The following is a 14,932-nucleotide window of genomic DNA, read 5'->3' as shown; positions in this document are numbered from 1 at the left end:
ACTTTTAAATTTTAAGCTATAATCTAAAATAATATTTTTATAGCTTAGAAACCCCTATTTCTCTTGCTTTTTTTGCTACAGCATTTGAAACTTCCTTAACTACTCTAGTATCAAATGCATCTGGAATAATATATTCCTCGTTTAACTCTTCATCTTTTATTATGCCTGCAATAGCTTTAACTGCCGCTATCTTCATTTCTTCTGTTATATCTGTAGCTCTAGCATCAAGAGCTCCTTTAAATATTCCTGGGAATACTAATAAATTATTTATTTGATTTGGAAAATCTGAACGTCCTGTTGCAATTACCCTTACATTTCCTTTCTTAGCTTCATCAGGCATTATTTCTGGAATAGGGTTAGCCATAGCAAATACAATAGAATCTTTAGCCATTGTAGAAACCATTTCAGCACTTAAAATATTAGGTGCTGATACTCCTATGAATACATCCTTATCCTTAATAATTTCTTTTAAATCTCCCCTTTGTTTTTGTTTATTTGTAACTTCTGCCATCTCTTTTTGAGCTTTATTCATCCATTCTTCACCTGGAGCAAGTGCACCCTTTAAATCCACTAATACTACATCTCCTACTCCAAGCTGTAATAATAACTTGCATATAGATATTCCTGCTGATCCTGCTCCATTTATAACAACTTTAACCTCTGATATTTTTTTACCTACAACCTTTAATGCATTTAATACTCCTGCTGAAACTACAATTGCTGTTCCATGCTGATCATCATGAAATACAGGTATGTCTAATTCTTCTTTTAATCTTTTCTCTATTTCAAAACATCTTGGAGCTGATATATCCTCTAAATTAATTCCTCCAAATGTTGGAGCTATGCGCTTAACTGTTTCCACAATTTCATCTGGATCTTTTGTATCTAAGCATATTGGAAATGCATCTATGCCTGCAAATTCCTTAAATAAAATAGCCTTTCCTTCCATAACAGGCATTGCTGCTTCTGGTCCAATATCTCCAAGACCTAATACTGCTGTTCCATCAGATACTACTGCAACTAAATTTCCCTTTGCTGTATATCTGTACACATCTTCTTTGTTATCTCTGATTTTTCTACAAGGTTCAGCTACTCCTGGTGTATAGGCAACACTTAAATCCTCTCTTGTCTTTATTGTTACTTTTGATTTAACTGAAACCTTTCCTTTATTTATTTCATGCATTTCTAAAGCCATTTTGCTATAATCCATATTAAAAACCCCTCTTTACCTATAATTTTATACATCCTCTTTTTCTGTATACGTTTACTTTAACTCCAATTGTATAAAATTTAAATATTTAGTAACTATAAAACCTTTTGTAAGTAAAAAAAATCAAAACTTCTGAATTTTAATATATAATTGAATTATCAAATAGTAATTATATCTATTTTATGAATTATGTGTATTAATACTATGTTATGGAATAAAAAAAGAGATAAGGAGTATATATATTATGTTTAAAAAAAGATTAAAGTCTATGTCAGTAATGAACAAAATACTTATGTCCTATTTCATATTAATTTTTATAATTCTGACATTTACAGTAAGCTATAATGCATTTAAGGATATAAATGATTTAAATACAGAAATTGATGAAAATATTTCTCACTATGCACAGTTTCTTTCTGATGATAAACAAATAAAAAAGCTTGCATTATCTAATATGCCAGATGAACATATTAATGATTATTTAGATACATTAACTACTTTAATTCCTAAAATAGATTTTATTGTAATAACAAATAAAGATGATATTCGCTTATATCATCCTGATCATACTCTAATAGGAAAACCCTTCTTAGGTAGAGATGAATATCCAATTCTTGAAGGATCTAACAATTATATAACTGAAACCATAGGAAGTCATTCAAAGCAAAGACGTGCTTTTTCTTCAATAAAGGATTACAGTAATAATATTATAGGCTTTGTTATGGTAAGCTCATATTCTGCTTCCATAAGTGATATACGATCTAAAATAATATTTCACTCCTTATTTTTATTTATAATATCAGCTATAATAGGTTTGATTCTTTCATTTGTCATATCAAAAAGTATTAAAAAGACTCTACTTGGATATGAACCTGTAACATTTACAGAAATGTATTTACACAAAAAAGAAGTACTTGATTCCCTTGATGAAGGTATAATAGCTGTAAATCATACTGGAAAATGTATATTATACAATAATGCCGCTATCAATATGCTCAGAATCCAAGAAAATAATACTTCTATTGATGAATTGATAGATAAATTTATAAGCTCTAATTTAATTAATAATACTGTTATGAGTAATTATGAATATAATAAAGAAATTAATATAAATGATACGACTATACTTACAAGTAGAATACCTATTTATAATAAGCAAAATCTCATTGGTTCAGTTTCAATATTCAGAGATAAAACTGAAGTAAAAAAATTAGCAGAAGAACTTACAGGTGTAAATCATATTATAAAGGCTTTACGTGCAAATATACATGAACAGATGAACAAGCTTCACATAATATTAGGTCTTCTTCAAATTGGAGATACAGATAAAGCTATTGATTACATAAGCTGCATTACTGAAGATCATAAAAAAAACTATAGCTTTATAATCTCTCAAATTAAAAATCGTACTTTAGCAGCTTTAATAATAGGAAAAGTAAACAGAGCAAAGGAATTAAACATAGATTTTAAGCTTCAGTCTACAAGCTTCCTTGATAGTCACAATAAATTTGTCTCAACAAATAACTTAGTTACTATAATTGGTAATCTTTTAGAAAATTCTTTTGATGCATTAAACAATAAGTATTCTATAAGAGAAGTAACTCTTTATATACATAGCGATGACAAATGTCTTACTATTATTGTAGATGATACAGGTACTGGAATTTCACAAGACGATATAAAACATATATTTAAAAGAGGATTTTCAAGAAAAGGAAATGATCGTGGAATTGGTTTAAATCTTGTATATAATATTGTTGAAAGTTGTAATGGAACTATCGATGTTGAATCTGAATTAGATGTTGGTACTTCAATTACAATAATGATAAATAAAAAAAGAAATTATATGAAAGGTTAGGATTTTATTATGTTAAAAGCAATAATTGTTGAGGATGATCTAATGGTAACAGAAATTAATAAAAATTATATTCTAAAAACTAAAAAAATAATTGTTTGTGCTACATTTACTAATGGGGCTGATGCATTAAAATATCTAGAGTCTAATAGCGTAGATCTAGTTATTTTAGATTTGTACATGCCTAATATTTCTGGTATGAAACTTTTAGAAATAATAAGAAATAATAACTATAGCACAGATGTAATCATGGTAACAGCTGCTAATGACATTGCTAATATTGATAAAGCTTTAAAGCTTGGCATTCTTGATTATTTGATCAAACCTTTCAAATATGAACGCTTTCAAAGTGCCATAAATAAATTTATTATGAAATACGAAATGATAACTAAGCAAAAAAAACTTAATCAGTCTTCCATTGATGAACTTATAAGTTCAAACTCAAAACCTTTTAAAACAAATGATGATAACCTGTCAAAAGGACTTCAAAAGGAAACATTAAACTTAATAAGAGACTATATGATTTCAAATAAATTTCGCTATTTGACAAGTGAGGAAATATCCTCTGCAATTAATTTATCTAAGGTTACTATAAGACGTTATATGAATTATCTAATAGAATGTAAAGAAATCTCTAGCGATGTAGATTATAAAACAGGTGGACGTCCTTCTATTCGATATAAAGCTTTAAAGTATTAATGAAACTTAAAGAGGAATTCTATAATGAATTTATGGCTCTAAAATAAAAAATAACCTCTTTTGTAATAATTCATTATCTTGATTATTAGCAACAAGAAGTTATTTTCATATTAAATTTATCATAAAAATATGTTTATCACACTAGCATTTATAGTATTTTTACTAAAAATAAAATTTATAATTCTAGCAATTTTACATTTTTTCTTTCATTTTTTCTTGGCATTATAAAATCTTTTGCATCTAGATCTGTATCCCATGGGATATTATAAATACTATCTTTACTTTGTTTAGTTAAATTATAGCTTTGAGCTCTGCTTTTTGGCGATGATTGTGCTGGCCCATTCCAAAAAGCTAATCCACAAAAATAACTGTTCATCATATGATCCCATGATGTGTAATTTGCCTGTAATACTTTGCACGCATCAACACTTACTTTTATTGCTTCTTGATATGATATATATCCTGATAGGAATCCCCATCCTGCAAGATTACATATTCTGCATATATCCCAGGCTAATATTCCCTGATTTTCATATTCTGAACATAATGTATCAAACAGCTCTTTCTGTTTCTTTTTTATACGATTTGACTCAGGATTTTCCTTATATATTTTCATAAGTTCCATACATTCTTCATTATGACCTTCATTAAAAAGCCATGCAATTGTAGATTCTAAATCATCTCTATTTTTTATATTCCAACCACTTTTTAATAGTTTTTTCATATGTTTTTTAGCCCATAAACATACATACATCCCACCTATATCAACTCCATTGCAATCTGCATTTGCATATGTATTATAACCAGCAGCCCCTATAAATTTCATTGTAGGAGTTGTCATTTCTTTATATATATCCAATCCTTTATCTCTACCGAAAAACACTATATATAAAATATAAAGTATTATTCCAATAATTATTATTCCATCCATTTTACCCCTCCATTTTTGTAACATCAGCATGTTATTCAATAATTTATCATTTAATGCAGTTATTAGATTATCATACTATGTTTACTAAATCAAATTTAGTTTACAAATTAATCAATAAATATATTTCTTATCACTTTCAAATGCAACTCAAAGTATGTCTAGGGTTGGTCGTTGCATAGATAATGGTCCGATGGAAGGATTTTGGGGTACACTTAAATCTGAAATGTATTACCTAAGAAAATTCGATACATATGAAGAACTTGAACAAGCTATTGATGAATATATAGATTTTTATAATACAAAAAGATTACAGAAAAAGTTAAAAAGTATGACTCCAATAGAATATCGAAGTCATACTTTAGTAGCATAATTTTTTATTATTTACCCTGTCTACTTGACAGGGGTCAGTTCAGATTTAAAAATTCTTCATCTTGTATATAATCATATTATATTTCCATTTCATTAACATCATCAGCTATTAGTAAATCAGCATCAGTGATCTTTACTACTTCATCAACAGTTACACCTGGTGCCACTTCCATTAATACTAATCCTTTATCTGTAACCTTCATAACCGCTTTATCAGTAATTATAAGATCAACGCACTTTTTAGCTGATAAAGGCAATGTGCATTTCTTTAGCACCTTTGGATTACCTTTTTTATCATTATGACTTAAAGCAGCTATTACATATTTTGCTCCTACTAAAAGGTCCATTGCGCCACCCATACCTGGCGCAAAAATCCCTGGTATCTTCCAATTTGCAATATTTCCTTCTTCATCGACCTCTAAAGCGCCTAGTGCAGTTATATCAACATGTCCACCTCTTATTATTGCAAAAGATAGATCCATTTCAAATGTTGATGCTCCTGGCAATAAAGTAATTGGAGCTCCACCAGAATTGGCTAAGTCAGGATCAGCTTCACCTATGCTTGGAGTTGCACCAAACTTCAATGCACCATTTTCACATTGTAGTATTATTTCCATTCCTTCTGGCAAATAGTTTGCAGCCATATTAGGTATACCAAATCCTAAATTAGCAACCATTCCTTCTTTAAACTCTTTTGCGATTCTTCTTGCAATTATCTCTTTACCATTCATCATTTCTCACCCCTATTTCATTTTATTAGTTTTTGTCCATAAATCTTCAAAATATTTTGTTCTCTCTTCAAAAGAGTCGCCTTGAACTATTATATCTACCAATATTCCTGGTGTTCCAACACTATCAGGTGAAATTTCACCCACTTCTACAATTTCATCTACTTCAGCTATAACTAAATCAGCTGCAAGTGCCATACTTGTATTTGTTCCTTTAGTTGTCCCTCTATATACAATATTCCCAAGTTTATCAGCTTTATACCCCTTGATTATTGCAACATCTGCCTTTATTGCTGGAAATACTAAATATTCTTTGCCATCTATAGTAAGTTTATCTCTTCCCTTTTCAATTTCAGTTCCAAGACCAGTTGGAGTTATAACTGCACCAAGTCCAGCCCCCCCAGCTCTTATACATTCTACTATAGTTCCCATAGGTATAAATTCCACTTCTAATGTACCTGCATTGTATTGTTCTTGTATTTCAGGACAAGTTCCAATATGTGAACCTATAAACTTTTTTATTTGTTTATTTGCTACAAGCTTGCCAATATCATGAGTTTGTCCTGGATGAGCTGATACAGCTTCAATAAGTGTAAGATATTTAACATTTGTCTCTGCTAATGCATCTATCATCTTTAACGGAGCACCTATTCCTAAAAAACCTGCTGTCATAATTTTCATTCCATCTTTAATATTTTCTACTGCTTCTTGTATTGTCTTAATCTTTGTCATTTCTCTATACACCTCCAAAGTTTTATAATCTAACATGGACTACTTGTTTTGAAACTAATCTTCTTATCTTAGAAATTCAATTCTTAGATTATTATTATTCTTATCTAATAATTTTTATTCCAACCTTATCCAAATGTCAGAAGTATACTAGTTAACATTGCACGTTCTTCTTACTATAAATGGCTTAACCATAAGGATACTGAATTAGAAAAAGTTAAAAAGTATGACTCCAATAAAATATTGAAGTCATACTTTAGTAGCATAATTTTTTATTATTTACCCTATCTACTTGACAGGGGGCAGTTCACTATATATTATATTTAAATCTAAATTTTCAAATCTTCCCCATTGCTTTCTATAACTTTTTTATACCAATAGAAAGATTTTTTCTTATATCTCTTTAAAGAACCATTTCCTTCGTTATCTTTGTCTACATATATAAATCCATATCTTTTTTTCATTTCCCCTGTGGTAAATGAAACTGGATCAATACATCCCCATGTTGTATAACCAATTACATCAACTCCATCAATTTCAATTGCTTTCTTCATTTCCTTAATATGACTTGATAGATATTCAATTCTATATTTATCATCTACAGTTCCGTCTTCTCTTAATATGTCTATAGTTCCAAATCCATTTTCTACAATAAATATTGGAATATCGTATTTATCATATAATTGGTTTAGATAATAGCGAAGTCCAACTGGATCTATAGTCCACCCCCAATCTGATGTCTTTAAATACGGATTTTCTACAACATCTGCTTTACCTGCTGAATCATTCCCTGTACGCTTCATGTTCTTATCTGAAGTTACTGTAGTTGTTAAATAGTAGCTGCAGCCAATGAAATCAACTGTGCCTTCTTTCAAAATTTTCTCATCTTCTTCAGTTATCTTTATTTGATAATTGTTTCTTTCCCATAGTTTTAGAATATGTTTAGGATATTTTCCTCTAACATGAACATCTGTAAACATTAGCTGCTCTCTATTAGCCTCTTCAGCTTTCATAATATCATCTGGATTACATGAATATGGATAGCTAGGCATAGCTGCAACCATACACCCTATCATAAAATCGGGATTAATTTCATGACCAATTTTTACTACTTTAGCACTTGCAACGAATTCATTATGACTAACTCTAAACATAACTTCTTCCTTATTTTCAACTTCTTCGTATATTATTCCGGAATTTGTGAAAGCATATATAGGATTACTAGTTATTGTCTGATTATTAATTTCATTAAAAGTCATCCAATATTTAACCTTATTTTTATAACGAATCATAACTGTCTCACAAAAATTAACATAAAAATCAATTAACTTACGATTACGCCAGCCGCCATATTTTTTCACTAAATTATAAGGCATTTCAAAGTGGCTTAAAGTAATTACCGGTTGTATATTATATTTTAGTAATTCGTCGAATAAATTATCATAGAACTTAAGACCTTCTTCATTAGGTATATCTTCATCTCCATTTGGAAAAATTCTAGTCCACGCTATGCTCGTTCTAAAACATTTAAAGTTCATCTCTGCAAAAAGTTTAATATCTTCCTTATAGTTTTCATAAAAATTAATTGCTTGATGATTTGGATAATTCTTACCTTCAATAACACCATCTGTAATCTCTCTTGCAACTGTATGTGTTCCAGCTGTCATTACATCTGCTATACTTACTCCTTTTCCACCTTTATTCCAGCCGCCCTCAACTTGGTGTGCTGCAACTGCTCCTCCCCATAGAAAGTTTTCATTTAAAGACATATTTATACCATCCTTTCCTATTAGTGAATTACTTTTATTACAGATTCACCTTTTTTCACTTCTGCATATTCTTCTATAATTACATCTACAAGTTCACTTGTATTAGCAACTATAATAGGAGTAACAGTGCTATAACCTGCTTCTTCAATTTTTTCTTTATCGAATGAAGTTAATAGGTCTCCAATCCTAACTCTATCTCCGTTTTTAACATGGTTCTCATAATATTTTCCATCTAATGCCACTGTATTAAGACCTATATGAATTAATAATTCGACCCCTCGTTCAGAAGTAATCCCTATAGCATGTTTAGTAGGAAAAATAGCTGATACAACTCCATTTACTGGAGAAACAACTTCCCCCTTTGCTGGAATAATAGCTAAACCTTCTCCAACAGCTCCTGATGAAAACACTTCATCTTCTACCTCTGATAATTTAATTTGTTTTCCATCAAGTGGTGAAAAAATTTCTTCTACATTACTTTTTGTATGAACATTAGCTTTAGAATCATTGCTTTTAAACTCATTAGCTTCTTTCTCCATTTCTTGAAATTCCTCTGGTTTCAATCCAAAGAAATATGCAAGAACTGCTCCTACTCCTAAGGCTGTTCCTATTCCTAATAAATATCCGAAGAATGGTGTGTAAACTGGCATTGAGAATACATTGTGAAACACATAAGCATTCATAGTTACTCCAAAAGCTCCACAAATACCACCACCTATTGCTCCTGAAATTGCTAATATAGGTATTGTTTTTTTATACCTTAAAATAATTCCATAAACGATAGGTTCAGTTACACCTGCTAATAATCCTGTAATGGCTGTTGAGCCAGATAAAGCTTTTAACTTTGAGTGTTTTTTTGATTTTAAAAATAATCCAATGGCAATACCAATTTGAGCAAATACTGCTGCAACTGCAGCTCCTTCTATAGGATCTCCTCCAAGTACTGATAGGTTTTGTATAGTTATTGGTGTGAATCCCCAATGAAGACCAAATATAACCATAAAAGGCATCCCGCCGCCTAAAATAATTCCAGCTAAAATGTGATTTACATTGATTAACCACATTACAAAATTTGATATAATATCACCAACATTTGTTCCTAATGGTCCAAATAATATCACTGTTAATGGAACCATAATTAATAAGGAAATTGCCGGTACTAAGAATAATTGTAAATCTTTTAAAATGATCTTTTTTAAGAATTTATCAACAAAGTAGTAAATAAAAATAGCTATAAATATTGGAAATACTGTTGCCGCATAAGAAACTGGAATTACTTGAATTCCTAAAAATGTAACTGCACCTTCTGATCCGATTAAGGCTGTAAAAGTTGGTTCTAATAGAGCAGCCCCAATAACACCTCCAACGTATGGATTTCCTCCTATTTTAATAGCTAAAGTAATCCCTAAGAAAATTGGCAAGAAATAAAACACAGCATTTCCGGCCGCAGATAAAATTGCGTAAGTAGTACTGGCATCAGACATCCATCCCATATTAGTTAATATTGTAAGTAAAGTTTTAATCATACCTGATCCAGCTAAAGCAGGAATTAATGGTGAAAAGCCTCCTGAGATAACTTCAAAAACCTTTGATATTATTGATGTCTTCTCTCCTTTTTCTTGTTTAATTTCGCTGGTTAATCCTAATTTTTTAGTAATAGTTTCAAAATAATCTGTTACTTTATTACCAATAACAACTTGATATTGTCCTCCACTATTTACTACTGACAAAACATCGCTCATTTTTTCTAATTCAGATTTATCAGCCTTTGATGTATCTTTAAGCTTAAACCTAAGTCTAGTTGCACAATGAACTAAACTTATTACATTATCCTTTCCACCAACATTTTTAATTATTTGCTCTGATTCTCTTTCATGCTTCATAGTATATTCCTCCTTCAAGTAATTTTTTTATAAAAAAAGACCTAAGCTAATATAATCAGTAAAAAATTGATAATTATTTTTACTAATTATATTAACTTAGGTCACGCCTGCCAAACAGTAACGATCCTTTTTTATTTATTTTCAAATTATTTTCCTATTATAATTATATTAACCTACATAACTGTATATTATTATTTTCTATTTGCTTTTATGACTCAATCTATTTAGATGCAATGTCAAATATAACAATTCATTTTCAGTGATTTTCCAACCATACGTAGATTCTAGAAACTTTTTTATTTTTACTGAACAATTATAATCATCAGCATACTTTAACTTTATAATAGCTAATAATGAAGTATCTCCATCTACACTTTCACCAGTAAGCTGTCTTTTTACAAAATACCTTAAATGTGTGACAAATCTTGTATAATCAAAGGAATATTCATTTATTTCAATTCCATAGTTATACTTAACTATATCTAAAACATTATCTATTATCTTAGTTAATAAAAGTGTCTCCTCCATATTTTTAGTTTCTAAGTGAGCATTGGCAAAATGTAATGTTATAAAGGCTACTTCTGAATTTGGAATGTTCTTACCTGTTTTTTCTTTTAAATAATCTAATGCTTTTTGGCTAAATTTGTACTCGTCAGGATATATCTGTTTAATCTCCCATTGAAGTGGATTACTAAAAACTAATCCTTCATCGAGTCTTTTAATCATATAACTTATATGATCAGATAAAGTAATTAAAATAGTATCATTTAATTTATAACTCAAGAACTCTTTACCCATTTGTATAATCTCACTAGCAAGTTCAATATGGCTAAGAGGTATTCTATTAACTAATGTGTCAAAGTTATTTAATGATTCGTCATTAGTAAATATGAATTTTTTCTCTATTTTATTTTCTTCAATTAAATCCATTGGGTACTTTTGGTAGCCAATCCCTTTTCCCATTACAATCTGTTCTTCATCGAAATCATTTACAACCAGTACAACATTATTATTAAATACCTTCTTTACTTTCATAATAAACCTCCATAAAAATATACAAAAAAGACCTAAAACTGTAGTAATAATAAGTTATATACTCTCCATACAGCTTTTAGGTCACGCCTGATATATTTCTAAATCAGTAACGATCCTTATTCAAATATAATTATCATATTTAGAATATAACATGAAAATGATTTCTTTGTCAATCATATTATATAATTTTTAATTAAAATTTTTATGAATTTCCCATTACATCAAACTTTTTATATACTAAATAAAACAATTAATAGCACTATAATGAAAAATGTTAGAATTAATAAAAACCATGGAGTGCTCAATACAAGCATTCCATGGACACCAACCATACTAAAAACATCAGTTGTATAAAAAATTGTCCCTTTACACAAGATGTTGGCTTGAAATAAAGTTTGATTCAAACGGTACTGCAAACATTGATTTTATAATAGAAGAAACCCATGCATTTTGAACAAAGATTGAGCAAATTATCTTACTAGTTTTTCTTCCCCTAAAATATTACTCTTTTCTTTACTATAATTTCAAATTTAATCATAGAAAAAGACCAGTTAATCAAGCCCTTTAAAATCCACCATATTCTACATAAAACTATATGTTAAATTTTTTAATTTTACCTTATGTCTCACAATGGTTTTCTCCATTTGACAATCTATAATACTTTTTCTATTTATAAATTAAATTTTTTAATATTTCTTAATTCTACCTTTAAAAATCACATTAAATTTAATGAATGAAGATCCCTTATTTATCCACAACAAATTCCAAAAGTTTTCAAAAATAAAATCGGCATGAGTTAAATTAATTAATCAAACTCATGCCTAATAATTATAGATAACATTAATTAAGATACCTTATCTATATTTCATTATAATAATTCATAATTCAAGCATAAAGGAACATTATAATTTTTATTTCTTATGAGTTCTGCATCTATATTATAAATATTTTTTAATACTTCCTTATTCATTATTGAACTTGGTTCATCTTTATAAAGTATCTTCCCATCTTTCATTGCAACAATGAAATCAGAATACTTTGCTGCATGGTTAATATCATGTAAAACCATAACTATTGTACACTTATGTCTTTCATTTAAGTTTCTTACAATACTAAGTACTTCAAGCTGGTGAGACATATCTAAAAAAGTAGTTGGCTCATCTAATAATAATATGTCTGTTTCTTGTGCTAAGGCCATTGCTAACCAAACTCTTTGCCTTTGTCCTCCAGATAAATCTGATAATTCTCTTTCTCTAAAGTCAATAGTATTAGTTACCTTTAATGCCCATTCAATCTTTTCCTTATCTTTGCTAGATAATTTATTTATATTAGATCTATGGGGATATCTTCCGTAAGAAACTAGCTCTTCTACCTTTAATTCTGAAGGAGCTATAGGATTTTGTGATAATATAGCAAGCTTTTCTGCTATTTCCCTACTCTTCATATCATCCATATCTTTATTTAGAAGAAATACTTCACCTTTTTCCTTTTTAAGTATTCTTCCTATGCTTTTTAATAAGGTTGATTTACCACATCCATTTGGGCCAATAATACTTGTTACTTTTCCCGCTTCAATGCTTAAATCTAACTCTTCAATTATTATCTTTTTATCATATCCTATTTTTAAATCTTTTATATTAATAGCATTCTTCATATCTTACCTCTTATGACTTAAATAATAAATATACAAAATAAGGAATACCAATGATAGATACTACTATTCCTACAGCTAACTCTGAAGGAGCAAAAACAGTCTTAGCAATAAAGTCTGATATTACTAAAAGAAAGGCTCCAATTAAAGCTGTTACAGGCATAAGTTTTCTATGTTTTATTCCTACTAGTTGCCTTGCTATATGGGGTGCCATTAATCCAATAAAACCAATATTCCCAGCAACACATACGCAAGAACTAATTAACCCAACACAAGCAAATAGTAATTTTCTTTTTTCTTTTTCTAAGTTTATACCTAAGCTAATTATACTACCTTCTTCTAATTGAAAATAATCTAGTAAATGAACCTTTCTATACAGATATAATCCTAAAAATATTATCCAAGGAAGCATCATATAAATAAAAGTCCAGTTTGCATTATATATAGATCCTGTTTGCCAAACAGCAGCAAATTCAAAATCAGAAGCATTCATTTTCATTGAAAAAAGCATAGAAATAGCTGAAAAACCACTATTTATAGCTATACCAGTTAAGATAAGCCTTTGCATATCCATCTTGTTATTATTCTTTGAGAATAATAATATTAACATTGCTGCTGCTATACCGCCTATAAAACCAAAGATAGGCATAGCAAATATACTTAAAAAATTGCTTCCATCTGATACTGATGAATTAAAATGTACAAAAAACATGTATATAATAACAGCAGCCCCTGCTCCAGAATTTATTCCTAGTATCCCTGGATCAGCTAATTCATTTTTAGTAATTCCCTGTAGGAAAAGCCCTGCTATTGATAAACCTACTCCAACTAAAATAGCTATTATTATTCTTGGAAGTCTAAATTCAAATACTACTAATCTAAACTTCTCATTATCATTTAAATTAAATAATGTTTGAAATACTTCTCCAATACTAATATCAAACATACCATTAGTTAAATGTAAATAAAATGCTACTACAATTAGCAATAATAATGCTATTACTATAAAAGAATATTTAAGTTCTCTCTTATGCATTTTTTGCCCCTCCTTTAGTTTTTATCATATATAAAAAGAAAGGTACTCCAATAATAGCAGTTACTGTTCCAATAGGTGTTTCAAAAGGATATTCTATGTATCTACTTATTAAATCACATAAACTTAAGAAGAAAGCTCCTCCAATTAAAGAATAAGGAATTATATATTTATAATCATGTCCAACTAAAATTCTAATTATATTAGGTATTACTAGTCCAACAAAAGCAATCTTTCCAACTAATGCAACTGAAGTAGCTGTAAGTAAAACCACTGCACCCATAGATAAGAACTTTACTATATTTGTTTTTTGCCCTAAACTAATTGCTATATCTTCTCCTAATGAGCTTATTGTTATATCCTTAGCCACCATAATTGCTATTAAAACTCCAACAATTCCTATTGGTATAATTATTTTTAATAAATCAATATTTACAGCATGGACTTTTGTATTATACCAAGCTGAAATAGTTTGAGATGCTTGAAAGTACATTGCAATTGCTGATCCTAAGCTACTTAGAAAGCTACCTACTATGGTTCCTATAATGGCAAGTCTAACTGGTGATAATCCATTTTTTATAGATGAACCTATTCCTAAAACTAATAAGGATCCAACTATAGATCCAACTATAGAAACTAAAATTAAACTTCCATTTGAAAGTTCAGGATAGAAAACCATAGCTATAGTAATAAAAAAAGCTGATCCATCATTTACACCCATTAATGAAGGTGATGCCAAATAATTCCTTGTTATACCTTGCATAATTGCACCAGCTAAAGCTAAAAATCCTCCAACAACTAATACAGCTATTGCTCTAGGTAATCTATTATTCATTATTATTAAATGATCTACGTTATTTATATCAAATTTAAATATAGCATTATAAACAACTTCTCTTGGTATAGTTTTAGTTCCTAAAGTAACAGATAAAATAGTTACAGTGATTATTCCTACTATACATATCATAAATATTATTAAAAACTTTTTATTAAACTTCTTCATATTTGTCCCCTTAAAAATTGAGCTGTCACAAAGACAG

12 protein-coding genes and 1 pseudogene are annotated in these 14,932 nt (G+C 29.1%); 3 read left to right on the top strand and 10 right to left on the bottom strand.

Annotated features, from left to right (window positions below):
- Nucleotides 1–37: 37 nt before the first annotated feature.
- On the bottom strand, nt 38–1,210 hold the full coding sequence (locus tag NG918_RS03685; protein ID WP_252224615.1) for an NAD(P)-dependent malic enzyme: 1,173 nt from the start codon (nt 1,208–1,210) through the stop codon (nt 38–40).
- 244 nt (nt 1,211–1,454) lie between these two features.
- Between NG918_RS03685 and NG918_RS03680 the strand changes: the two genes are divergently transcribed.
- On the top strand, nt 1,455–3,068 hold the full coding sequence (locus NG918_RS03680; protein WP_252214735.1) for an ATP-binding protein: 1,614 nt from the start codon (nt 1,455–1,457) through the stop codon (nt 3,066–3,068).
- A gap of 9 nt (nt 3,069–3,077) precedes the next feature.
- On the top strand, nt 3,078–3,764 hold the full coding sequence (locus NG918_RS03675; protein ID WP_286673940.1) for a response regulator: 687 nt from the start codon (nt 3,078–3,080) through the stop codon (nt 3,762–3,764).
- Between the two features lie 175 nt (nt 3,765–3,939).
- Here the strand turns inward: NG918_RS03675 and NG918_RS03670 are convergent, their stop codons facing one another.
- Nucleotides 3,940–4,695 carry a DUF1266 domain-containing protein gene (locus tag NG918_RS03670; RefSeq protein ID WP_252214730.1) on the bottom strand — a complete coding sequence of 252 codons (756 nt, stop codon included), beginning with the start codon at nt 4,693–4,695 and terminating at the stop codon, nt 3,940–3,942.
- A 145-nt stretch (nt 4,696–4,840) separates the two neighbouring features.
- Here NG918_RS03670 and NG918_RS03665 point away from each other — a divergent pair.
- Nucleotides 4,841–5,065, top strand: a pseudogene (locus NG918_RS03665) (transposase); the annotation flags it as partial.
- 76 nt (nt 5,066–5,141) lie between these two features.
- On the opposite strand, the gene NG918_RS03660 reads toward NG918_RS03665, so the two are convergent.
- From NG918_RS03660 to NG918_RS03625, 8 genes are all read right to left on the bottom strand, one after another.
- Nucleotides 5,142–5,795 (bottom strand): 3-oxoacid CoA-transferase subunit B, encoded by a 654-nt coding sequence (locus tag NG918_RS03660; RefSeq protein ID WP_286673939.1) that lies wholly within the window; start codon nt 5,793–5,795, stop codon nt 5,142–5,144.
- Nucleotides 5,796–5,807: 12 nt separating this feature from the next.
- Entirely contained in the window at nt 5,808–6,524 is a 717-nt protein-coding gene (locus NG918_RS03655; protein ID WP_252214726.1) for a CoA transferase subunit A, read from the bottom strand.
- Between the two features lie 326 nt (nt 6,525–6,850).
- Entirely contained in the window at nt 6,851–8,290 is a 1,440-nt protein-coding gene (locus NG918_RS03650) for a 6-phospho-beta-glucosidase (RefSeq protein ID WP_252214724.1), read from the bottom strand.
- 20 nt (nt 8,291–8,310) lie between these two features.
- Nucleotides 8,311–10,173 carry a beta-glucoside-specific PTS transporter subunit IIABC gene (locus NG918_RS03645; RefSeq protein ID WP_252214722.1) on the bottom strand — a complete coding sequence of 621 codons (1,863 nt, stop codon included), beginning with the start codon at nt 10,171–10,173 and terminating at the stop codon, nt 8,311–8,313.
- A 198-nt stretch (nt 10,174–10,371) separates the two neighbouring features.
- The gene (gene licT / locus NG918_RS03640; RefSeq protein ID WP_252214720.1) at nt 10,372–11,208 is read right to left on the bottom strand and encodes a BglG family transcription antiterminator LicT; all 837 of its coding nucleotides are present in this window, start codon (nt 11,206–11,208) and stop codon (nt 10,372–10,374) included.
- Nucleotides 11,209–12,076: 868 nt separating this feature from the next.
- A complete protein-coding gene (locus NG918_RS03635; protein ID WP_252214718.1) occupies nt 12,077–12,862 on the bottom strand; it encodes an ABC transporter ATP-binding protein in 786 nt (261 codons plus the stop codon).
- Nucleotides 12,863–12,872: 10 nt separating this feature from the next.
- Entirely contained in the window at nt 12,873–13,895 is a 1,023-nt protein-coding gene (locus NG918_RS03630) for a FecCD family ABC transporter permease (protein ID WP_252214716.1), read from the bottom strand.
- Complete coding sequence (locus NG918_RS03625; protein WP_252214713.1) at nt 13,888–14,895, bottom strand: FecCD family ABC transporter permease; 1,008 nt, start codon at nt 14,893–14,895, stop codon at nt 13,888–13,890. Before NG918_RS03625 ends, NG918_RS03630 begins: the two co-directional genes overlap by 8 nt.
- Nucleotides 14,896–14,932 lie beyond the last annotated feature (37 nt).

It is taken from the genome of Clostridium sp. ZBS2 (assembly GCF_023845855.1).
Classification (GTDB): domain Bacteria; phylum Bacillota; class Clostridia; order Clostridiales; family Clostridiaceae; genus Clostridium; species Clostridium aquiflavi.
This window is presented reverse-complemented; position numbering and strand designations above follow the sequence as displayed.

What these genes read in the sequence shown, in the direction of transcription:
- NG918_RS03685 (WP_252224615.1), bottom strand. Translation starts at nt 1,210, where the DNA reads ATGGATTATAGCAAAATGGCTTTAGAAATGCATGAAATAAATAAAGGA.
- NG918_RS03680 (WP_252214735.1), top strand. Translation starts at nt 1,455, where the DNA reads ATGTTTAAAAAAAGATTAAAGTCTATGTCAGTAATGAACAAAATACTT.
- NG918_RS03675 (WP_286673940.1), top strand. Translation starts at nt 3,078, where the DNA reads ATGTTAAAAGCAATAATTGTTGAGGATGATCTAATGGTAACAGAAATT.
- NG918_RS03670 (WP_252214730.1), bottom strand. Translation starts at nt 4,695, where the DNA reads ATGGATGGAATAATAATTATTGGAATAATACTTTATATTTTATATATA.
- NG918_RS03660 (WP_286673939.1), bottom strand. Translation starts at nt 5,795, where the DNA reads ATGAATGGTAAAGAGATAATTGCAAGAAGAATCGCAAAAGAGTTTAAA.
- NG918_RS03655 (WP_252214726.1), bottom strand. Translation starts at nt 6,524, where the DNA reads ATGACAAAGATTAAGACAATACAAGAAGCAGTAGAAAATATTAAAGAT.
- NG918_RS03650 (WP_252214724.1), bottom strand. Translation starts at nt 8,290, where the DNA reads ATGTCTTTAAATGAAAACTTTCTATGGGGAGGAGCAGTTGCAGCACAC.
- NG918_RS03645 (WP_252214722.1), bottom strand. Translation starts at nt 10,173, where the DNA reads ATGAAGCATGAAAGAGAATCAGAGCAAATAATTAAAAATGTTGGTGGA.
- licT (WP_252214720.1), bottom strand. Translation starts at nt 11,208, where the DNA reads ATGAAAGTAAAGAAGGTATTTAATAATAATGTTGTACTGGTTGTAAAT.
- NG918_RS03635 (WP_252214718.1), bottom strand. Translation starts at nt 12,862, where the DNA reads ATGAAGAATGCTATTAATATAAAAGATTTAAAAATAGGATATGATAAA.
- NG918_RS03630 (WP_252214716.1), bottom strand. Translation starts at nt 13,895, where the DNA reads ATGCATAAGAGAGAACTTAAATATTCTTTTATAGTAATAGCATTATTA.
- NG918_RS03625 (WP_252214713.1), bottom strand. Translation starts at nt 14,895, where the DNA reads ATGAAGAAGTTTAATAAAAAGTTTTTAATAATATTTATGATATGTATA.